General features: G+C 41.9%; 16 protein-coding genes. 10 read left to right on the plus strand and 6 right to left on the minus strand.

The window, feature by feature from the left end; all coding sequences use genetic code 11:
* Positions 1–6: 6 nt before the first annotated feature.
* Positions 7–858, minus strand: a complete 852-nt coding sequence (folP, locus tag ACKPCE_RS02885; RefSeq protein WP_024995309.1) for a dihydropteroate synthase — start codon at positions 856–858, stop codon at positions 7–9.
* Positions 859–1,087: 229 nt separating this feature from the next.
* Here folP and ACKPCE_RS02890 point away from each other — a divergent pair, with 229 nt between their 5' ends.
* Positions 1,088–2,386, plus strand: a complete 1,299-nt coding sequence (locus ACKPCE_RS02890) for a UDP-N-acetylmuramoyl-tripeptide--D-alanyl-D-alanine ligase (protein ID WP_319504128.1) — start codon at positions 1,088–1,090, stop codon at positions 2,384–2,386.
* A 415-nt stretch (positions 2,387–2,801) separates the two neighbouring features.
* On the opposite strand, the gene ACKPCE_RS02895 is transcribed toward ACKPCE_RS02890, so the two are convergent.
* From ACKPCE_RS02895 to ACKPCE_RS02905, 3 genes are read right to left on the minus strand one after another with little or no spacing between them, the layout of a single operon-like run.
* On the minus strand, positions 2,802–3,680 hold the full coding sequence (locus ACKPCE_RS02895; protein WP_319504129.1) for an IS3 family transposase: 879 nt from the start codon (positions 3,678–3,680) through the stop codon (positions 2,802–2,804).
* A 32-nt stretch (positions 3,681–3,712) separates the two neighbouring features.
* Positions 3,713–4,078, minus strand: a complete 366-nt coding sequence (locus ACKPCE_RS02900; protein WP_319503938.1) for a transposase — start codon at positions 4,076–4,078, stop codon at positions 3,713–3,715.
* A gap of 48 nt (positions 4,079–4,126) precedes the next feature.
* On the minus strand, positions 4,127–4,525 hold the full coding sequence (locus ACKPCE_RS02905; protein ID WP_319504130.1) for a VanZ family protein: 399 nt from the start codon (positions 4,523–4,525) through the stop codon (positions 4,127–4,129).
* A gap of 102 nt (positions 4,526–4,627) precedes the next feature.
* Between ACKPCE_RS02905 and ACKPCE_RS02910 the strand changes: the two genes are divergently transcribed.
* Positions 4,628–5,995, plus strand: a complete 1,368-nt coding sequence (locus tag ACKPCE_RS02910) for a sodium-dependent transporter (RefSeq protein ID WP_319504131.1) — start codon at positions 4,628–4,630, stop codon at positions 5,993–5,995.
* 2 nt (positions 5,996–5,997) lie between these two features.
* Positions 5,998–6,891 (plus strand): ComEA family DNA-binding protein, encoded by an 894-nt coding sequence (locus tag ACKPCE_RS02915; protein WP_319504132.1) that lies wholly within the window; start codon positions 5,998–6,000, stop codon positions 6,889–6,891.
* Here ACKPCE_RS02915 and ACKPCE_RS02920 read toward each other — a convergent pair whose 3' ends face one another.
* Entirely contained in the window at positions 6,892–7,545 is a 654-nt protein-coding gene (locus ACKPCE_RS02920; protein ID WP_024995314.1) for an ABC transporter ATP-binding protein, read from the minus strand.
* A 20-nt stretch (positions 7,546–7,565) separates the two neighbouring features.
* On the minus strand, positions 7,566–9,698 hold the full coding sequence (locus ACKPCE_RS02925; protein ID WP_319504133.1) for a cation:proton antiporter domain-containing protein: 2,133 nt from the start codon (positions 9,696–9,698) through the stop codon (positions 7,566–7,568).
* Between the two features lie 234 nt (positions 9,699–9,932).
* On the opposite strand from ACKPCE_RS02925, the gene ACKPCE_RS02930 reads away from it, so the two are divergent.
* From ACKPCE_RS02930 to ACKPCE_RS02960, 7 genes are all read left to right on the plus strand, one after another.
* The gene (locus tag ACKPCE_RS02930) at positions 9,933–10,943 is read left to right on the plus strand and encodes an aspartate-semialdehyde dehydrogenase (RefSeq protein WP_024995316.1); all 1,011 of its coding nucleotides are present in this window, start codon (positions 9,933–9,935) and stop codon (positions 10,941–10,943) included.
* A gap of 205 nt (positions 10,944–11,148) precedes the next feature.
* Complete coding sequence (locus tag ACKPCE_RS02935; RefSeq protein ID WP_276962676.1) at positions 11,149–11,997, plus strand: hypothetical protein; 849 nt, start codon at positions 11,149–11,151, stop codon at positions 11,995–11,997.
* Positions 11,998–12,501: 504 nt separating this feature from the next.
* Complete coding sequence (locus tag ACKPCE_RS02940; protein WP_319504134.1) at positions 12,502–15,813, plus strand: SusC/RagA family TonB-linked outer membrane protein; 3,312 nt, start codon at positions 12,502–12,504, stop codon at positions 15,811–15,813.
* 21 nt (positions 15,814–15,834) lie between these two features.
* Positions 15,835–17,634, plus strand: a complete 1,800-nt coding sequence (locus ACKPCE_RS02945) for a RagB/SusD family nutrient uptake outer membrane protein (protein WP_319504135.1) — start codon at positions 15,835–15,837, stop codon at positions 17,632–17,634.
* 164 nt (positions 17,635–17,798) lie between these two features.
* Positions 17,799–18,974: an exo-beta-N-acetylmuramidase NamZ family protein gene (locus tag ACKPCE_RS02950; protein ID WP_319504136.1), complete on the plus strand. Its 1,176-nt coding sequence runs from the start codon at positions 17,799–17,801 to the stop codon at positions 18,972–18,974.
* Between the two features lie 50 nt (positions 18,975–19,024).
* Entirely contained in the window at positions 19,025–20,476 is a 1,452-nt protein-coding gene (locus ACKPCE_RS02955; RefSeq protein ID WP_277638690.1) for a sodium:solute symporter, read from the plus strand.
* 43 nt (positions 20,477–20,519) lie between these two features.
* Positions 20,520–23,558: a golvesin C-terminal-like domain-containing protein gene (locus ACKPCE_RS02960; RefSeq protein ID WP_407655022.1), complete on the plus strand. Its 3,039-nt coding sequence runs from the start codon at positions 20,520–20,522 to the stop codon at positions 23,556–23,558.
* Positions 23,559–23,564: the final 6 nt, after the last annotated feature.

A 23,564-nucleotide genomic window follows, 5' to 3' on the forward strand; every position in this document is an offset into this window, starting at 1 on the left:
TTTATGTTATTCATAGCTCTGTACTTTGGTAACCAGTTTCACGGCTTCGACGGCAGCCTTCACATCGTGCACCCGCAGGATGTCGGCCCCTTTCATGAGCGAAACTGCATGAAGCACCGTGGTGCCGTTCAGCGCCTCATCCGCCGTGATGCCCAGCAGTTTGGTAATCATCGACTTGCGCGACACACCTACCAACAGCGGCAGTTCAAAGATGCGGAAGTCGGCCAGGTAAGCCATCAGCTCATAATTATGATCCACCGTTTTGCCAAAACCAAATCCCGGGTCAAGAATCATATCTTTCACCCCCATGGCACGCAATTGTTCCACCTTTCGGGCAAAGTAAAGAAAGACTTCCTTCACCAGGTTATCGTAATGCGGGTTCTTCTGCATGTTCTGCGGCGTACCCTTCATGTGCATCATGATGTAAGGCACGTTGAGTCGCGCCACTGTTTGAAACATCTGGTCATCCATCTCGCCACCGGCTATGTCATTGATAATGGCCACGCCGTATTCGGTAACACACATTTCGGCCACATCGGCACGGAAAGTATCAACAGAGATGATGGCATCGGGATGGTTGCGTCTGATAATCTCCAACCCCGTGCGCAGGCGACTCATTTCCTCGGCTGCGCTGATGTGTTGTGCGTCGGGTCTGGAAGAATAAGCGCCAATGTCAATGATGCACGCCCCTTCATCGAGTATTTGCCGGGCACGCGTGGCGATATCCGTCTCCGTTTGCTGGCGACTGCCTGCATAAAAAGAATCGGGTGTGACATTGAGAATTCCCATGACCCGGGGTACCGACAAGTCGAGCAAATGACCGTTTACATTGATATATTTCGAGAAAGTTGATTCCATTCGAACAAATTTGAAGTTTGGTTCTTGCAAAAATAAAGAATTATCTGGCATTATTTCATTAAAGATGCAATTAAAATACAATAAAAAACGCAACAACCGCAGCAAATGCCTATGGGGCAACAGTAGGCCGGCAAAGAATCCTTCTGTTTTTACTCGTTTTCATCCCCAAAAAAGTTCAGGCAAAAAGAATATCGTGTATATTTGTTGCGTCTTTAAACATACAGTTAAAATGGAAACATCAGTTCTATATAGTATCTTTCTGCAATGCAGCAGCGTAACGACCGACAGCAGAAACTGTCCCGCAGGCTCTTTATTCATTGCCTTAAAAGGCGATTCGTTTAACGGCAATGCCTTTGCCGCTCAAGCATTGGCAACGGGCAGTGCCTATGCGGTGATTGACGAACCCGAGTTTGCTCCGGCCAACGACCCGCGTTACCTGGTGATCGACAACTGTCTGCATGCTTTGCAACAGCTGGCCAATTACCATCGCAAACAATTACAGACACAGGTAATAGGCATTACGGGTACCAACGGGAAAACAACGACCAAGGAACTGATAGCTGCCGTGCTATCAACAACATACAACGTGCACTACACCAAAGGAAATTTGAACAACCACATCGGGGTGCCTCTTACCTTGCTTCAACTGAAACCCGAGCATGAAATAGCAGTCATCGAGATGGGCGCCAACCACCCGGGTGAAATAGAAGCGTTGGTCCACATAGCCGAACCCGATTACGGCATCATTACCAATGTAGGCAAAGCGCATCTGGAAGGATTCGGCTCGTTCGAAGGGGTTATCAAAACCAAGGGAGAGTTATATGACTTCTTACGCGAAAAGGAAAACTCGGTGATCTTTATTCACTACGACAATCCGTATTTGAAGAAGATGGCCACTAACCTGCAACTGATTCCTTACGGTGAGGAAGCCGACTTGTTTGTGAACGGGCATGTAACCGATAACTCTCCTTATCTGTGCTTCGAATGGAAAAAGGGAACCGACGGTGAGATGCAGCAAGTGCGCACGCAACTTATTGGCGAATATAACTTTCCCAACGCATTGGCGGCGGTTACCATCGGTACTTTCTTTGACGTGCTGCCCCAACGCATCAACGAGGCTTTATCGGACTACACACCGCAAAACAACCGTTCGCAGCTGAAGCAAACAGCCCATAACACGCTGATTATTGATGCATATAACGCTAACCCAACCAGCATGATGGCAGCATTGGAGAACTTCCGCAACATGAAAGCCGACCGCAAGGTGTTGCTTTTGGGAGATATGCTGGAACTGGGAGCCGATAGTTTAAAGGAACATCAGAAGATAGTAGATTTCATTGACGGCTGCTCCTTCCACTCTGTGATATTGGTGGGCCAACAGTTTGCCGCCACACGCAACAATTATGCTTGCTACCCCACTGCCGCCGAAGTGATGGAGGCTTTTCAAAAAGAGAAACCCCAAGGATGCACTGTGCTCATTAAAGGTTCCAACGGTACCAAACTGAGCACGTTGGTAGATGCTTTATAGCACCCACCTGGCAACACGGTTTGTAGCGTTTACATTGCTACGCAGCGATTGTTTGAAATGAACGCCTGAAAAGTTTCTATACACCCGGGTGTATAACCCTTGTACACCCCGGTGTAGGGGCCTTGTACACCCGGGTGTACAGACCCTGTACATGGGGGTGTACACGAAGTTTGTAATAACCTAATATAGGTTGACTAAACGTCTCTTATCCCTATCTGAAGTTGACAGGTTATAATTTAAATCTCTAACTCAGGTTGACTAGCTTCTTTCTAGTCCCTAACTTGGATTGACAGCTCTCTTCTAGGCTTAAAATATTTAAACGTGAGGAGCTGTTTGCATCCATCCGGGTTTGTTTCATTCAAGTGCTAAACAGAACCCGGTTCACTCTTTTGAAAGCAAAGATAGTTTTTTCTTCTTATTGCGGGCAAGGATCTCTGTATTTATCCTTATAACTTCTCCACCGCTTCTTGATGAGCCCCGTCTTACCATAAGCTTGTTCAGGAGTCAGCATATCCAAACTTCTATGAGGTCGTTTAGTATTGTAGAATGTGACAGCTTCCTGTACCGCTTGCCTGACTTGCTCTATCGTTTGAAAGGAATATTGATTAAGGAATTCCTTTTTGAGAATGCCATTTACCCTTTCTGCTATGGCATTCTCTTTAGGATCTCCATTCTGGGTCATACTAATCCTTATTCCTTTTTGCCTCAATTCATTTATATACCCAAAGCTTGCGTACTGCACCCCTCGATCTGAGTGATGAATCAATGAATCTCCCTGTTGTATACTTCTGTTTTTATAAGATTGCTTAAGAGCCTCTATGGTGTGAATAGCAGCCAGCGTAGGGCCTACGTAAGCACCTACAATCTCATGGTCGTAGGCATCTGTTATAAGGGAGAGAAAACAAAATTCATCTTCCCGTAAACGAATATAGGTTATGTCGCTCACCCAGACTTGATTGGACCTGTTGATAGTCAGATCCTTGATTAGGTTAGGGTAAGTCGGTAAACCGTGAGTCGAATCGGTGGTACGGCAACTTCTCTTGGGCGCTTTGAGCATCAGGTTGTGTTGCTTGAGTACTTTCAAAAAAGCATCACGGCCGATGCTGTAATCTTTACCGAAGTATTGGTTGTACATCACCCAGAGTTTCTCACCACCTATGGCAGCGGATTTTCCGCGAATATCTTGAGCGAACTCAATAATGAAACGGCAGAGGGCAAGAGATTTGATGTTATCATCTACGTGTTGGTAATAAGCTTGCTTAGAAGCACCAAACAGTCCGCAAAGAGCTCCCACATGATAAGAGGGATTCTTTGCGTGAAGCTGTTTTACCGTTTGGTGCCAGCTTTTTTTCGAATAGGAAGCTGAAACTTTTCTTCGGCTACATTAATCATTTCATCTAAGAAATCAGCACGCATCTTTTCACGCTTCAAGCACAATTCTTTTTCTTGAAGAAGACGACGCAAGGCTAAGATTTCTTCGTTCTCACTCTGAGGTTTCTTTGGCATGGGCGTATCATGTAGTTCATTATCCGGAGCAAAGATACGAATCCAACTCCGTAATGTACTTGTACTGGGAATGGAATATTTATTACACAAAGAACGTTTGCTATGTGTACCCTGAAGAAACTCTGCAACTACCGACATTTTAAATGCGGTATCAAAAACACGACGACTCTTAGATATATCACTCATCTTTTAAGGAATTTCAGAGTCAACTTTTTCTAGGGTAAGACAGTTTGTTCACCGGCAATTTGTTTTCCATATACGTGGACGAATAACCAGATACACGAAGACGGAACCCAGCAAAGACCCTGTTGCATTTGCCAGCAGATCGAGCCAGTCGCCACCGCGGTAAGTGGTGCAATACTCCTGCAGCAATTCCACACAACCACTGAATAAGACAGGACACAACAAGCCTCCTACCCATGCGTGCCACAACGGGGCATGAAATTTCCGGTGATTACGAAGAAACTCAAGCCATAGCATGCCCGACATGCCGGCGTACATGCACACATGCACCACTTTGTCGAGGTAAGGAATTTCATTCAAATCTGTGGAAGGCGGTCTGAAGAACGACAAGTAGATAACACTAGAAATAACAAGCAGCGAAAACGGATACCTTTTTATATAGCGTAACATTATTCAATCTATTAACTGTTGAGGCACAAAAATAAGAAACATTTTCTATATTTGCACCGAAATAAAACAGTTTAGTACTAATTACGAGATAATACTTACAAAATGAATAAAAACGATAGAGCAAACTTCGGTAGCAAACTGGGTGTTATATTGGCCTCTGCGGGCTCGGCCGTCGGACTGGGAAACATTTGGCGTTTCCCCTATGAAACGGGCAACCACGGCGGAGCGGCCTTTATCATTATATACTTGGGGTGTATTCTGTTGCTGGGACTTCCCATCATGATTTCCGAGTTTCTCATCGGCCGGCATTCACGCGCCAACACGGCTGCTGCTTATCAAATACTGGCACCGAAAACCCACTGGAGATGGGTGGGCAGAATGGGAGTTTTGGCGGGATTGCTCATCCTCAGTTATTATTCCGTTGTGGCCGGATGGACGCTCGAGTATATCACCGAAGCGCTCACCAACAGCTTTTCCGGAAAAAGTTCGGCCGATTTCATCGCTTCCTTCCAAGGTTTTTCTTCCAATCCGTGGAAGCCGGTGCTGTGGCTCATTGTTTTCTTGCTGGCTACTCACTTCATCATTGTAAAGGGAGTGGAAAAGGGCATCGAAAAATCATCGAAGATTATGATGCCGATGCTGTTCATCATCATATTGGTGTTGGTGGTTTGCTCGGTTACGCTACCCGGTGCCCAAAGTGGTATTGAGTTTTTGTTGAAACCTGATTTCAGTAAAGTAAACGGCAGTGTGTTTCTAGGTGCTATGGGGCAAGCTTTCTTCTCGCTCAGTTTAGGCATGGGTTGCCTTTGCACGTACGCCTCTTATTTCGGGAAGGATACCAACCTCACCAAAACAGCTTTCAGCGTGGGACTCATTGATACGGTTGTTGCCGTACTGGCAGGGTTTATCATTTTCCCGGCTGCCTTTTCCGTAGGCATCAAGCCCGACGCTGGTCCCAGCTTGGTATTTATCACCTTGCCCAACGTGTTTCAACAAGCTTTCGGAAGTATTCCTGTGCTGGCATACGTTTTCTCCGTTATGTTTTATGTGCTGCTGGCTGTAGCGGCGCTGACTTCCACCATTTCCCTGCACGAAGTGGTTACGGCTTATCTGCACGAAGAGTTTAAGTTTACCCGCGGCAAAGCAGCCAAGATTGTAACCGGCAGCTGCATCTTCTTCGGTATTTTCTGTTCTCTTTCATTGGGCGTGGGAAAGGAATACACGCTCTTCGGACTGGGATTGTTTGACTTGTTCGACTTTGTAACGGCTAAGATCATGCTTCCGTTGGGCGGACTACTCATTTCTTTGTTTACCGGCTGGTATCTCGACAAGAAAATTGTATGGGAGGAAGTTAGTAACCAGGGAACCTTGAGAATGCCTCTTTACAAGGTCTTTATCTTCATCTTGAAATTCATTGCGCCGATAGCCATATCGCTCATTTTCATCAATGAACTTGGGTTGCTGCGCTAATCATGTGGAAGGATTATTTTTATTTCACCCGAAACGAACAACAGGGGATTATCATGCTGATGATAGGTATCGTCTGCGTGGCGGGCGGTCTTTACTTTTGGCCGAAAGAGACACGGCAACAGGAAAAGACCAAACAGGAACTGCAACACGAAGAGGCTGAGTTCGCGGCTTCTCTGCAACGGAAGAAGAAAGAATACGACTACAAGCGTTACCACACCTTTGAACAAACACCGATACATCTGGCTCCGTTTGATCCTAACAAGACAGACTCTGCCGGGTTTGTGAGGCTTGGGCTGCGCCCTTGGATGGCTCACAACATCATGCGTTATCGTTCAAAAGGAGGACGCTTTCGCAAGCCCGAAGACTTTAAAAGGGTGTACGGCCTCACTGCTCAACAGTTTCAGTCATTGCTTCCTTATATAACAGTTGAAGAGCGTGCCGTCAACAGAGACAGTTCTCTGTACACGGCGTTGAAACGTGATTCGGTTAAGCCGTTTAAATATGCGGCTGGGGTTACGATTGATTTAAACGCCACCGATACAACCGAACTTAAGAAGATTCCCGGCGTGGGAGGCAGCATTGCCCGCATGATTATTGGCTACAGGCAAAAGTTGGGCGGCTTTTACGATGTGTGCCAACTGGATGACATCAGGTTAAACGTTGAGAAGCTGAGAGGCTGGTTTTATGCAGATGCCAGCAAAACACAACGCATCAACCTCAACAAAGCAAGTGTTGAACGGTTGAAAGCGCACCCTTACCTGAACTTCTATCAGGCAAAAGTGATTGTGGAGCACCGCAGCAGATACGGTGCAATCAGTAACTTAAGCCAATTGTCGCTCTACAACGAATTTACACCGCACGACATACAGCGTATTTCGCACTATGTTTGTTTCTAATCAATACTGAATCATTCCGTCGATCATGTGCACCGTGCGGTCGGTTATCTTCGACAAGCTTTCATCGTGCGTTACAATGACGAACGTTTGCCCGAACTTGTTACGCAAATCAAAAAACAACTGGTGCAGTTCTTCTTTATTGTGCGAATCTAGGCTACCCGAGGGTTCGTCGGCCAAGATGACAGCCGGATTGTTGATCAGTGCTCTGGCTACTGCTACCCGCTGCTTTTCTCCACCCGATAATTCATTGGGTTTATGAGAAGCACGCTCCTTTAACCCCATGAAATCGAGAATTTCCGAAGCACGGGTCAACGCTTCGCGATTGCTCACACCCGCTATAAATGCGGGTATCATGATGTTTTCAATGGCTGTGAACTCAGGGAGCAACTGGTGAAACTGAAAAACAAAACCAATGTGTTTGTTTCTAAAAGCAGAAAGTTCTTTCTGTTTCATCCGGCTCAGATTGGTACCGTCAATACTAACAGTTCCTGCATCGGGATCATCGAGCGTACCCATAATTTGCAGAAGGGTCGTTTTACCCGCTCCGCTGGGACCTACAATGCTCACCACTTCGCCACTGTTTATCTCCAAATCAATTCCCTTCAGCACTTGCAGAGAACCAAAACTTTTTGTTATTCCTTCGAGTTGAATCATACGGATTTGCTTTTGTTACATTAACTTTTCTTGAACCATTTATAGAACCATCTGCCTACTGCTTCGTAATGCTGCGATTCGTTGTGATGCCCCAGATCTGAGAACGAAAGTGTATCTTGCGGGTCGCCGTATTGGTCGGGGTATAACACCAGCAGACTATTGTTATTGAAATACTTGGAAATCTGCATGGGCAGCTTCTCAAACAACGGCGAATACGAGATAGAACCGCGGCGTGCACTGACTATCACCAACAGATGGTCGTAGTTAACCTGTCCGGTAAGCAGCAACAAGTCTTCCCAATTGGGGAATGCGGTAAACTCCGTACGCACGTTCTTATGTTTTTTCCTCACATAAGATTCCAGGTAACGAAGCGTTTCGGGATGCGCAAAGAAATGAATGCGACAACCCAGTTGTCCGCCCATGCGACACAAACGGTCTATCCACTTCAAGAAGCCTGCTTCATACTCAGCCTTTACGGGAACGGCAACAATGATGCGCCTCAACGTGTTGGCAGGCATAAGGCATTTCACAATCATGACCTGACGGTGCATTCCTTTGAGCAGGTTCTCGGCAAGCGCACCGAAGAACGAATCGACAATTGTTGCCTTGCGGTGCAAACCAATGACTACTTCGGTGGCATTGTATTCCTTCACCGCATGTATGATACCTGAAACAGTACTCTGATCAAAACGGGTAGCTGTAGCAACTTTAACATCTACCGCTGCCGCCACCATCGCGGTGCGCTCCAATGATTTACGGCCTCTGGCCAGTACGCTTTCGGATGCATTATTATCATTGATCACGTTTAAGGCTACCAGTCCGTCGTTTCTTTTAGGATCTTTCATAAGCAATGCCATGCCCATCAAACCTTCAATGGTTTCGGGGTTCGACACAGGTATCAGTATTTTTTCTTCTTCTTTTGTCTTCTCATCGGGTAATATGAAATCGTCCCCCAGCGTTATCTGACGAGAAGCTCTTTCGGTTACCACCGAACTAATGATGCAAGTAAACAAGATCATGACAACTGTTCCATTGAGCACATCATCATTCAGTAACGGAACGCCCGGTGATATCTCAATCTTATTTCCAATGAGCACAGCAGCCAAGGTTGCTGCCGCCTGAGCGTTACTGAGTCCGAAAATCATAGCACGTTCATGTTTGTGCATTCGGAAGGTTTTTTGTGTAAACCAGGCAGCCAGCCATTTGCTCAAAGTGGCAACAATGGTCATCACTACGGCTACCTTCAAGGCTTCGCCCTGCGCAAAAAGAGAGCGTACGTTGATAATCATACCCACTCCAATCAGGAAATAAGGAATGAACAAGGCATTGCCCACAAACTCGAGCCGATTCATCAGGGGCGAAACGTGTGGTATCAAACGGTTTAATACGAGACCTACCATGAAAGCACCCAGAATACCTTCCAGCCCGGCTAGTTCAAGCATCCCTCCTCCGAGGAAAACCATGGCAAGTACAAAGATGAACTGCATGATGTTGTCTTCATACTTCCTGAAAAACCAGCGACCGATACGGGGAAAGAAATAAATAATCAGGAAAACTACGGCAATGACTTTCAACGTAAGCCACATCCAGAAGAAGCCGTCAATCGTACCACTGTATCCACCGGCAATAACAGCCAGAATGATCAATGCCAACGTCACGGTAATGGCGGTTCCGGCAATGGTGATGCTTACGCTGCGCAGTCGGCCCAAGCCGTATCGACTCACAATAGGATAAGCTATCAGTGTATGTGAAGCATACATACTGGCCAGCAAAATGGCCGTTGTCATGTTGTAACCCAATATAGTCATGCCACTCCAAATACCCAATGCCATAGGAATAATAAAGGTATAAATACCAAAGACCAGACCTTTTAAACGGTTTTTCTTGAAGTCTTCCATGTCCATCTCCAAACCGGCAAGGAACATGATATAATAAAGGCCTACTTTCCCAAACAGCTCGAAACTGCTATCTCGCTCCAACACGTTAAATCCGTGATCACCAATCACAACTCCGGCCAAAATCATACCTATTATATGAGGTATACGCAAACGATTAAGCAAGATAGGGGCGAATAGAATGATGGTTAACACCAAAAAGAACACCCACGTGGGGTTCGTGATAGGGAGCTGAAAATCGAGATTAAGCCAATCCATCGTCATTTATTTAAATTCCTATGCAAAATAACAAAAAAGATACCAGATTGTCAATCGGAATGAGCGGTAGATTACCAGTTGATGCTAATTTATCAGACAAAGAGTCCGTTTTTGTATAATTCCCAAGTAATTAATAGCTTATATACAGCAAATTATTATAAATTTGCAACCGATTAGCAGTCTCGTTGGCAGACTGGTTTGAATAATTTATTCACATAAAACAAAAGAAAAAAAATGAAAGTAGCTATTGTTGGCGTAAGCGGAGCTGTAGGACAAGAGTTCCTTCGTGTGCTCGATGAAAGAAATTTCCCGTTGGACGAGTTAGTTTTATTCGGTTCTAAACGCAGTGCGGGAACCACATATACTTTCCGCGGTAAACAGATCGAGGTCAAACTTCTGCAACACAACGATGACTTTAAAGGTGTTGATATTGCTTTCACTTCAGCCGGCGCAGGTACCTCTAAGGAATTTGCCGAAACCATCACGAAGTATGGCGCAGTGATGATTGACAATTCAAGTGCTTTCCGTATGGACGCTGATGTGCCTTTGGTAGTTCCCGAAGTAAATGCAGCCGATGCTAAAGATCGCCCCAGAGGTGTCATTGCAAACCCTAACTGTACCACCATTCAAATGGTAGTAGCTTTAAAGGCAATTGAAAACCTTTCTCACATAAAGACCGTTCATGTTTCAACTTATCAGGCTGCCAGCGGTGCAGGCGCTGCTGCTATGGACGAGCTATACGAACAATATCGTCAGCTCCTGGCCGGCGAGCCCGTTACAGTTGAAAAATTTGCTTATCAACTGGCGTTCAATCTCATTCCTCAAGTTGACGTTTTCACTGAAAACGGATATACAAAAGAAGAGATGAAGATGTTTAACGAGACCCGTAAAATTATGCACTCCGATGTAAAAGTTAGTGCAACTTGCGTACGTGTACCAGCTTTACGTGCACACTCGGAAAGTATATGGATTGAAACCGAACGTCCTGTTTCGATAGAAGAAGCTCGCGAAGCATTTGCCAATGCAGAGGGAGTTATCTTGCAAGACAACCCCGCTGAAAAGGATTATCCGATGCCTTTGTTTATTGCCGGAAAAGATCCTGTTTATGTGGGCCGTATCCGCAAAGATTTAACTAACGATTGCGGATTGACATTCTGGGCTGTAGGCGATCAAATCAAAAAAGGCGCAGCTCTTAATGCCGTTCAGATAGCAGAATACCTCATTAAAGAAGGCGATATTAAGTAATTTGCTTCAAATTCTGATATAATAACTCCTATACTTCTTATCATGCGAAGTATAGGAGTTTTTTATTTACCTTAAATCTGTACAAAAAGACCATTAGTCGATAGATTTATACTTTTTAGCAGTAAATCAATAATTAAATACAGTTTAAAAATGGACAGTATTAAAAAAAGCTATATATTTGTATCGAAATACAAAAAACTACAAAATGAAGCTTATTGCAGAAAGTGGTTCTACTAGAACAGAGTGGGCATTAGTTGAAGACTGCCACATTGTTCAACGTGTCTTCACGGAAGGGTTAAATCCTTATTTTCAAACGAGAAGAGAAATTAGCAGGAGTGTCCGCTTAGGATTGCCTGAGTTATTTTTTAAAAAGAAACTGGAACAAGTATATTACTATGGTGCTGGATGCACTACCAATGAAAAGAAAAATATATTAGGAGCCTCTCTGGTGGCCCAATTTAAAACACCAATACAAGTAGAAAGCGATTTACTTGCAGCGGCGCGCGGACTGTTTCAATGCGAAGCCGGAATTGCTTGCATCCTCGGAACAGGATCAAACTCTTGCCTATACGACGGCAAAATAATCATTAAAAACGTAAGAGCCGGTGGTTACATATTGGGAGATGAAGGCAGTGGAGCCGTTCTCGGAAAGATGTTTCTATCAGACGCGTTAAAAGGCATTGCACCTAAAGAATTAGTGAACGACTTCTATGAAAAGTTTCGCATCTCTGCCAATGATGTAATGGAGTCCGTTTACAACCGTCCATTTCCCAACCGTTTCTTATCAACCATTTCTTATTTTCTGGCTGATTACCTGGATAGTGATTATGTTTACCACATGCTAACCGGCAATTTGCGCAACTTCTTTGTTCGTAACGTATGTCAATACGATTACCAAAATTACCCCATACGATTTGTAGGCTCTGTAGCTTACTCATACGCTGATATACTAAGAGATGTAGCAGAAGAATTCGGGGTAACACTTGAGACTATTGAAGAAACTCCTATGCCGGGATTGATAGAATTCCATGCACTTAATATAGAAGAGGCATAAGAAACAAAAACAAATAACTGTTTTTCCGTTCTTAACAGGTAGTCTTTTCTTAAATACAGGTTGTTTTAAGCTATCACATAGTCAAATCGCAACCTTGCTGTTTATAAAGCAGCAAGAAAATCGTTTATATTCGTTAAAACAGAAAACAAAACTCCAACAAAGAAACTTTCTATGCAAAAAAGAATATTTGATTCTAAATAAATGCAAATAAATGTTCGTAACTTGAAAACAATCTCTATATTTGCAAAAGAAGACATAACCTAATGGTGCACTGCCTTTGTTAACAACCTATTGATCTCTTAAAACAACCAACGAGCAGAGATAATGATCCCCTGTCGAATATAAAAAGACAGTCTAACTTATATAATATATAAACGTTAAGAGATAATATTCAATTTTTAAGCCTATGAGACAAAAACCCCCGATAATCAGGCTATCAGCTTATTATCAACTCAAAACTGAGAATTCATCCTTAAGTTACCTAACAATTAAAATCAATCTTTTATGAACGAAGATCGAAAAAGAAGGAGTGTAAAATCATACAAACTCCTGACGACTTTAGCATTCGTGTTACTGATAGGTAACACCGAATCTTTTGCAGAAACAACGACCTTAAGCACAGTTAACACCTCAAGCGAGCAACAACAGGCACAGCAAATACAAGGAAAAATTGTAGATGCTAAAGGCGAACCTGTTATTGGAGCCAGCGTACTGGAAAAAGGTACAACTAACGGAACCATTACTGATATAGATGGAAATTTCACGATTCATTGCAAAACAGGCAGCATATTGGTTATATCTTATATCGGTTATAAAACTCAAGAAATAAGAGCTTCTAAGAATGTAAAAATCACATTGACTGAAGACACTGAACTTCTTGACGAAGTTGTAGTAGTAGGTTATGGAGCGCAGAAGAAGGTCAACCTGACAGGAGCGGTATCAAACGTCAACGTACAAGAAGCTATAGCAAGCAGACCTGTTACTGATGTCGCCAAAGCTCTACAAGGAATAACACCCGGACTTACTATAACAAACAAGGTAGGAGGAATAGGAACAGAGTCAACGATCAAACTACGCGGATCAGTAGGATCATTAAGCGCCAGTTCAGGAACAGCTCCACTTATCTTGGTTGACAATGTTGAAGTACCAAGTATAAACTTGGTGAACCCAGATGACATTGAAACAATTTCTGTACTCAAAGATGCAGCGTCAGCATCAATTTACGGAACACGTGCAGCATGGGGGGTTATATTAATCACAACCAAGCAAGGGAAAAAAAGCAATAAAGTTAAGGTTAGCTACTCAAATAACTATGCATGGAGTACACCAACTACTATGGCAGAATTAGCTTCTGCTTCCGACAATGCAGAGTATATAATGACTATACTTGAACGTTTAGGACAAACTTCAATTACCAACATCGGTTACACGATAGATGCAACTGCAGTTGAAAAAATAAAAGAATGGGAACAAAAGTATGGCAATATGTCTCAATCTGCATTGGGCGAAATGCAAGAAGGTCGAGACTTTGAAATAAGAGGAGGTAAGACCTATTTTTATCGCTCCTTTGATCCGATAGAAGAATTCACCAGAAATTGGACACCACAACAAAATCACAATCTATCTGTAAATGGAGGTAATGATAAAACCACTTATAATATTAGTTTGGGTTATTTGCAGCAAGAAGGTGTAATGAAGTTCAACTCAGATCAATATGACAGATATACATTAAACTCAAGCATCACAACAAACATTAAGGATTGGTGGAAGGTTAAGGCAAACGTATTATTCACTCGTTCTATAAACGATCAACCCTACAAATATACATCAGGGCAATACGATGCTTGGTTTTATTTGATGAGATGGCCTAGATGGTACCCTTATACAACATACGACGGCAAAGAATTCCGTTCGGCTGTTACAGATATAAAAGCTGGAAATCGGGAATCATTAACTTCTAACTATATACGAACAAATCTAGGAACCGAAATAAGCCCCATTAAGGACCTGACAATTAACTTTGACTACACATTTTCCATGTTAATTGATGCCCAGAAAAGAAATGGAGGAACCATAATGGCTTATAATATGTTCTCTGCTTCCCCATTTGACAACTATAGCGATATTTATGGTTCATCTCACAACCGGGTTACACAGTCAAGTAAATACACGATGGCCAATATATTCAAAGCGTATGCTACTTACAACTTTAAACTTAAAGATAAACATGAATTTAAAGTCATGGCTGGTATGGATGCAGAGACTCGTGAAAGATTGTCTCATTACTCAGAAAGAAGAGGCTTAATCAGTACTATATTGCCCGAAATAGCACTAGCAACAGGAGATCAATACTCTTATAACTCATCAGACAGTTATCACAATGATTTTGCAGCCGCCGGGTTCTTTGGACGTATCAATTACAACTACCTACAAAAATACCTGCTGGAAATAAATGCGCGTTATGACGGTTCTTCTAAATTCCCTAAAGGAGAAAAATGGGCTTTATTCCCATCAGTATCTGCAGGCTGGAGAGCCTCTGAGGAAACATTTATGGAATGGGCTAAACCTGCTTTAAGTAATTTGAAAATCAGAGGTTCTTGGGGTACAATTGGTAACCAAGATGTTGCCTCTAATTCATTTATATCGACCATGACTTCTGGAAACTCAGGATGGGTAGTTAATGGACTCAACCAATTATATCTTGGTTCTCCATCAGTCGTGTCAAGTTCATTAACATGGGAACGTGTTACCACCTTTGATCTTGGTTTAGACGCAAGATTCTTCAATGACGAGCTTGGATTCACCTTCGATTGGTATCGAAGAGTGACTTCTGATATGCACTGCGCCGGCGAAACTCTTCCTGCAACATTTGGTGCCTCTTCACCCAAAATCAATTACGGTGAAATCACAGGAAACGGGTTTGAACTTGGTATGGATTATAATCACAGGTTTGCTACAGGACTTGGGTTAAATGTAAAAGCTTCCATCTCACACATCAGAGAAAAGATAACAAAGTTCAACGGAACCAACAACAATATATATGGCAATTATGAAGGTAAAGTATTAGGGGAAATCTGGGGATATGAAACAGACAGGTTATTTCAAGAAGATGATTTCAATGCAGACGGAACGCTTAAAAGTGATATCCCATCACAATCATTGTACGAAACCGGTTCTTTCAAATTTGGTCCTGGAGATGTAAAATACAAGAATCTAGATAATGATGATAAAATCAGTTACGGAAAAAATACGGTTGAAGATCACGGCGATCTAAAGGTTATCGGAAATTCTTTGCCTGATTACGAATACAGTTTTTCACTTGGATTTGACTATAAAGGTTTTGATCTTAGTACTTTCTTCCAAGGAGTAGGGAAACGTGATTATTGGGGATACGGCAGTGTTGCAATACCATCAGGAGGCTCTAGCTATGCTGATGCAGCATACGCACATCAGATGAATTATTGGACTCCGGAAAACAAGAATGCCTTTTATCCACGACCCTCAAATAACGCATGGGTTAGCAATGCTCAAAACTTTCTAAGACAAACGAGATATTTATCAGATATGTCCTATTTACGTTGTAAAAACATAACAGTTGGATATACTCTACCAAAAGAATGGATGAAAAAGATTTATTTTGAGAGCGCACGGTTCTACGTAAGTGCCGAGAATTTATTTGAGTTTGATAACATGAAAATACCTGTTGACCCAGAATCTACAGCATATAAAACGGGTTACGGCGATGAGTCATGGTCATTCGGAAGAAGCTATCCATACTCAAGAACAATCTCATTTGGTATACAGGTTAATCTATAATCACATAAAATTAAGATAATTATGAAATCTAAAATATTTTCCTTACTAATTATCATACTGACCCTAAGCTCATGTGATGATTTTCTAACGCGTGACCCAATGGATACGGTTACTGATACTCCAACTTTTTGGAACAGTGAAGATAATATAAGAACTTCACTCTACGCATTTTACGATGTCTATTTTGAAGGTTATAGAACCGGTTGGGAACGTTCAGACTGGTATTCAGAAACAAATGTAGCAGATTGGACTGATGACAATGCGCAAAAATCAGCAACCTATTTTACTAAAGTTGCTCCTGCTGCAGAAACAGATGTTACATCTACAAAAAAAGATGAACGTAATTGGACTTTTAGCTATGTTAGACAGTTAAACATCATAATAAACAGAATTGGCAGTTCTTCATTAACCAGTGAAGCTAAATATCATTGGTTAGGCGTTGCGCGTTTTTTACGTGCAATGGAGTACAGTAAATTAGTTTCAAAGTTTGGCGATGTGCCATGGTACAGCAATGCATTAGAGAACACTGATTATGAAAGTTTATATAAAGAAAAAGATTCCAGAACTTTAGTGATGGATAGTGTTTTAAATGATTTAACTTATGCATGTGCAAATATACGTAAATCAGATGGAACGGCCGGGCTAACTATCAATAAAGCGGTAGCTTATGCATTTACGTCTAGGCTCATGTTGTTTGAAGGCACATGGCAAAAATATCGTGCAAATAACAATGAATATGCAATTAAATACCTTCAAGCGGCAAAAAATGCAGCTAATGAATTATTAAGTTGGAATGACTATAGCCTTGCAGACAACTATAAATCATTAACTACATCTGCAGATTTAGCTAATAACAAGGAAATCATCTTGTACCGTTCTTACGTCGAAGGTGTTATTACACATAGTTTAATGACATTTCAAGTTACTGAGGCTGAGATTAACAGCCCGTCAAAAGGATTAGTTGATTCATATTTATCAGCAAACGGGCTCCCTATCAACCAAGCAGAAAATGCTCTCTATAAAGGAGATCAATGGTTCTTTGATGAAATTTCAAATAGAGACCCGCGTCTGTATGCCAATATTGACACAACAGGATTGAAATTGGATGGGGTAGAAAAAGTATACGCTATTTCAGGATACTTTGGTAATCGTTTTGTGAACGAATCTTTAAAAACTTCAGCAGGAGGAACAAGTAATACTTGTATCACAGACGCTCCAATTATGAAGTTAAATGAGGTCATGATGAACTATATTGAGGCCGCTGTCGAATTGTCTCAGCTAGGAGCATATTCATTGACACAAGTCGACTTGGATAAAACAATTAATACTCTACGCGATAGAAAAAGCACGAAAATGCCTCATATAACTCTTGAGGGGAACAATTTATCGGTGAATGGCATTACAATCAACGACCCTCTGCGAGACACAGATGTACCTTCATTAATCTGGGAAATACGTCGTGAACGTAGAATTGAACTCGTATACGAAGGGATTAGATTCAACGACTTACGGCGCTGGAACAAACTAAAGTATGCTGATATGTCACTCAATCCCAAATTAAATCTTGGAGCATGGCTTGACAAAGAGAATTATATTGTATGGTATAATAACAAATACAAGCCATCTACCCCAATAACTCTACAGACTCTAAAATCAATAAATTTAGATCGAAGTGGTAATGCTGGATACATAGTGCCAATTACTGATAATAATATGCTAAGAAAGTATCAGGAGAAAGATTATTTGTACCCAATACCTTTAGATCAAATTACTTTATACGAAACAAGAGGTAAAGAGCTGAAGCAAAACACTGGATGGTAAAAATATTGAATAATGAGGAGATGATTGATTATATCGTCTCCTCATCAATAAAGTTTTTTCATTTTAAAAGATAGTCCTAATAATGATTAACTATATTTATTAGCTAAAACTTTTCAATCTCATCAAGTTATACTTAATTTAGCTTGTGAATAAACAAAACAATAATGAGAACAGCCGTTATTACATCTCTACTTTTCTGCATAACTCTTTGCACAAATGCCCAAAAGACAAATAACAGCCGTATTGCGGTTGGAGCAGAACAAACCTCTGAATATTTCCCCATTCTTAAAAATAAGAAAATAGCAGTTTTCTCAAATCATACAGGAATGATTGGAAACAAACATACTATTGATGTATTACTGGAGAATAAGCTAAATGTGGTTGCTATATTTTCCCCCGAGCATGGCTTCAGAGGAGATGCAGATGCCGGAGAGCATGTTTCCAGTTCGGTAGACAGTAAAACCGGAGTTCCTATTCTTTCTTTATATGATGGGAGAGCTGGTAGACCGAGCGAAGAATCCATGCGTAAGTTCGACGTATTGCTAGTCGATATACAAGATGTGGGGTTACGCTTCTATACATACTATATTTCTATGGTAAAGCTCATGGATGCTTGTGCTGAATACAATCGCAAGATGATCATTCTTGATCGTCCCAATCCCAACGGACATTATGTTGACGGTCCTATACTTGATATGAAATATAAATCGGGAGTTGGCTGGTTGCCTATTCCTGTGGTACACGGAATGACGTTAGGTGAACTAGCACTTATGGTCAACGGAGAAAAATGGCTTCCGGCGTCGAAAGAATGTGATGTTACTGTTATTAAATGCAAGAACTATACACATCACTCTTTCTATCAGCTTCCCGTTGCCCCATCACCTAATTTGCCAAACATGAAGGCCATCTACCTCTATCCTTCTACATGTTATTTTGAAGCAACTCCGGTAAGTCTGGGCAGAGGAACATCTCTACCTTTCCAGATATACGGACATCCCAACATGAGAGGCTATGACTATTCCTTTACTCCTAAAAGTGTTCCTGGAGCAAAAAATCCGCCTCAATTAGATAAACTATGCTACGGCAAAGATTTAAGTGGGCTCTCAGACAAAGAGATATGGGAAAAAGGTGTAGATTTGAGCTATGTCATTGACGCTTATACAAACCTCAACATGGGAGAACATTTCTTCAGGCCTTTCTTTGAGTTACTAATCGGAACGGATTACGTACGCAAAATGATTATCCAAGGGAAAAGTGCTGATGAAATTAAGGCCATGTGGAAAGATGACGTGGAGAAATTCAAAGTACAACGCAAACCTTATTTACTCTATGCAGAATAAAATAACGGAGTAGCGAATCAACTAATTATAACAGTTATAAAAAACAATTTATGAGTCCTGTACTAGTCCTTATTACCATTGCAGCATATTTTGCTATCCTATTTACAATATCATATATTGCCGGAAGAAAGGCTGATAACGCAGGCTTCTTCGTAGGGAATAGAAAATCAACGTGGTATGTTGTAGCCTTTGCTATGATAGGTTCGAGTATCTCGGGCGTAACATTTGTATCGGTACCCGGTATGGTTGCAACGAGTAACTTCTCATATCTGCAGATGGTGTTGGGCTTTGTTGCCGGGCAGTTCATCATTGCTTTTCTATTAATACCACTGTTCTACAAAATGAATTTGGTCTCTATCTACGAATATCTTGAAAACAGGTTTGGACTTTCTTCGTATAGAACAGGTGCGTGGTTCTTTTTTATATCCAAAATGCTAGGAGCAGCTGTCAGACTGTTTTTGGTTTGTCTTACTTTACAACTTCTGGTATTCGACCCATTAAAGCTACCTTTTATTCTAAACGTTATCGCAACAGTGGCACTGGTTTGGCTATATACTTTCCGAGGTGGAGTCAAATCATTGATATGGACCGATTCTTTGAAGACTTTCTGTCTGGTAGTATCTGTTGTTTTGTGCATCTATTACATTGCTTCCGATTTGAATCTAAGTTTTACCGGCATGGTGAATACCGTCGTTGACAGTGATTTTTCTCGTTTCTTTTTCTTTGATGACGTAAACGATAAACGATATTTCTTTAAGCAATTCCTGGCAGGCGTCTTCACCATGATTGCTATGACAGGGCTCGATCAAGATATGATGCAACGAAATTTGAGTTGCAAGAACTTCAAAGATTCGCAGAAGAATATGATTACTAGTGGAATTTCGCAATTCTTCGTTATTCTACTCTTCCTCATGTTGGGTGTTCTTTTGTATACATTTACAGCGCAGAACGGAATTACGAACCCAGCAAAAAGTGATGAATTGTTCCCTATGGTTGCCACGGGAGGGTATTTCCCTGTAATTGTTGGAGTCCTTTTTATAGTAGGGCTCATATCTTCCGCCTATTCAGCAGCCGGTTCTGCATTAACGGCCTTAACAACTTCTTTCACCGTAGACATTCTAGGAACTAAAGGAAAAAGTGAACAAGAAGTTGTAACCATAAGGAAGCGGGTGCACATTGGAATGGCTATTGTTATGGGAATTGTCATTTTCATATTCAACATACTTAATAATACCAGTGTGATAGACGCCGTATACATCTTGGCAAGCTACACATACGGCCCTATTCTGGGATTATTTGCATTTGGCATGCTTACCAAAAAACAAGTGCGCGACAAATACATTCCACTTGTAGCCATTCTCTCTCCTATACTGTGTTTCATCCTACAGAAGAACTCGGAAGTCTGGTTTAACGGTTATGCATTCAGTTATGAACTCTTAATATTCAATGCATTTTTTACCTTCATCGGGTTATGCCTGCTGACTGTAAATGAGAAGAAATAAATAAATCGCAAGATCCATTTATAAACTTAACACAATGATGTTTATCAAAAAAATCTCTTTCTCGGCGATATTCGCTTTAGCAACAATTCAGGGCAGTATTGCACAAGAACTTTCCCCCGAAGTTCGAGTGCAAATAGCTACTGTCCTGAATGAAGTTGCACGCAAGGAGATATCCATCGGCAAGATAACGATTGATTCTGCCAAATTGCAAAAGGACGAGTTAATCTTGTTTGCCAACACAAACTGTTCGTATATTCCTTTCCGCGAAAATAACGTATTGGAGATCTACAGTAGAGTACGTACACTTCTTCCGCCTGATTTTAGCAACTGTAAAGTGAAAATATACGCGGATAAAAAGGCAATTGAAGACTTGATACCCACAGCTCTTAAAAGTCGAAAAGAGAAGGGTACAATCAGCTTCACCCATAAATCGACCAAACCTTTAACTACCAGGTTATCAAATCCTTTTGCCCCCACAAAAGGTTTGGTTAACCGACACATTGCCTTGTGGCAAAGTCACGGCTACTATTACGAGGCTAAACTTTCAAGATGGGAATGGCAACGGGCAAGGGTTTTTCAAACCGTAGAAGATCTGTTTACACAAAGCTATGTTCTGCCTTACTTAGTACCGATGCTCGAAAATGCAGGAGCCAATGTACTTGTTCCTCGTGAAAGAGACACACAAGTAGCCGAAGTTATCATTGACAATGATAACAACCGTGACACGTCAATTTATAGTGAGATCAATACAGACAAAGAATGGCAAACAGGAAGTTCTCCAGGTTTTGCTCACTTCCGTAATCACTATGTTGACTTTGAAAATCCGTTTAAAGAAGGGACTTACCGTTTCACCCAAACTGTCAAAAAAGGAAAGGAAAACTTGGCAGAGTGGATTCCTTCTATTCCTGAAACCGGCAAGTATGCTGTATATGTATCCTATCAAACGGTGGATAACAGCACAGACGATGCACTGTACACGATATATCATAAAGGTGGGGCCTCCCGGTTTAAGGTGAACCAAACAATGGGCGGCGGTACTTGGATATACTTGGGACATTTCAGTTTTGATAAAGGCAAAAACCCATCTGGGAAAGTGGTATTAAGTAATAGGTCATCGAAATCCGGTCGCATCGTTACTGCTGACGCGGTTAAGATAGGAGGCGGCTATGGAAATATTGCCCGCAGAGTTTCACCGTGTGGAATAGTCACAGAAAACAGGAAAAGCTCTGATGCCAATGCCCCTGCTGTCAGCACAAAATTACCGCAAATAGATTATCCTTACGAAACAAGCGGTTATCCCAGATTTACTGAAGCTGCAAGATATTGGATGCAATGGGCCGGTATTCCCGACAGCATTTATTCAGAAAGCCACGGGCAAAACGATTACACGGATGACTATAAATCACGTGGGCTATGGGTTAATTATTTGGCCGGAGGTTCTGCAGCAGCCCCAAATGATAAAGGACTAAATATCCCTGTAGATATGGCTTTTGCATTTCATTCAGACGCAGGTACAACACCAAACGATTCAATTATAGGAACATTGGGTATTTTCCAAACAGCTGCCAATGATGGTATCTTTGCTAACGGCGCATCTCGGTATGCATCAAGAGATTTAACTGATTTAATCCAATCTCATATCGTTAATGACATCCGACGCTTGTACGAGCCGAACTGGACAAGGCGCGGCATGTGGAATCAATCTTATTACGAAGCAAGGGTACCCAAAGTTCCAACCATGCTATTGGAACTTCTTTCACATCAAAACTTTGCAGATATGAGATACGGTTTGGATCCACGTTTCAGGTTTACTGTGAGTCGGGCTATATACAAAGGAATGCTACAGTTCCTTGCCAATCAGTATAAACAAGACTATGTTGTTCAACCTTTACCAGTTGATCACATGAGTGCACGTTTTACAAAAGACACAGAAGTGGAGTTAACATGGCAACCCCTTGATGATCCGCTTGAACCCACTGCCAAAGCCGAGCAATACATCGTATACACTCGAATAGGAGAAGGGGATTTCGACAATGGTATTCTTGTTAACAAAAACAGTTATCAAACCAACATCCCTTCGGGCGTTATTTGCAGTTATAAAGTAACAGCCGTCAATAAAGGCGGAGAAAGCTTTCCCTCTGAAATCCTTTCCGTGGGCAAAGCCATACAAACCAAAGGTACAGTTTTAGTCATCAATGGATTTGACCGCATAAGTGCACCGGCCGATTTTGTAGCTCCTCAAGATAGCATTGCCGGTTTTCTAGACCAGTTAGATCATGGAGTGCCTTACAAAACGGACATAAGCTACATTGGCAGCATGAAAGAGTTTCGTCGGAATATTCCATGGATGGACGATGATGCCTCTGGATTTGGTGACAGCTACAGCAACTATGAAACAAAAGTGATAGCGGGTAACTCATTTGACTACCCAGCCATTCACGGAAAAGCCATTCTGAAAGCCGGATATTCCTTTGTTTCTTGTAGTGACGAGGTCATTGAAAACGGGTCCGTGTCGTTACAAGATTACCCATTTGTTGATTTAATTCTGGGCAAGGAGAAACAAACTAAAATGGGAAGAGGTGCAATGGCATTGGAATTTAAAACATTCACTCCCAGTATGCAGCAAGCTCTGACTGATTATTGCCAAAAAGGAGGAAGTCTATTTATATCGGGTGCCTACGTTGGCTCAGACTTATGGGATAATCCGATGGCTAATCAAACCGACAAGGACTTTGCTACCGAAGTATTGAAATACAAATGGAGGGCAGGGCAAGCTGCTATAGAAGGAAAGGTGAAATCCGTAACCTCTCCCTACTCTGTTTTAGGGATTCAGTATACTTATTACAACGAATTAAATGCAGAGTCATACGTGGTTGAATCACCAGATGCCATTGAACCAGCTACTAATGAGGCCTTTACCGTATTGAGATATAGCGAAAACAACCTCAGTGCAGGTATTGCTTACAAAGGGAAGTATAAAACCTTTGTAACCGGTTTCCCGTTTGAATCACTTCGCAGTGAGTCGGAACGTGAATCCCTGATGAAATCTGTACTAGATTTTTTTGATAGTCCAACCGAGTAATAAATT

It is taken from the genome of Bacteroides graminisolvens (genome assembly GCF_963666085.1).
In the GTDB taxonomy this organism is placed as follows: Bacteria; Bacteroidota; Bacteroidia; order Bacteroidales; family Bacteroidaceae; genus Bacteroides; species Bacteroides graminisolvens.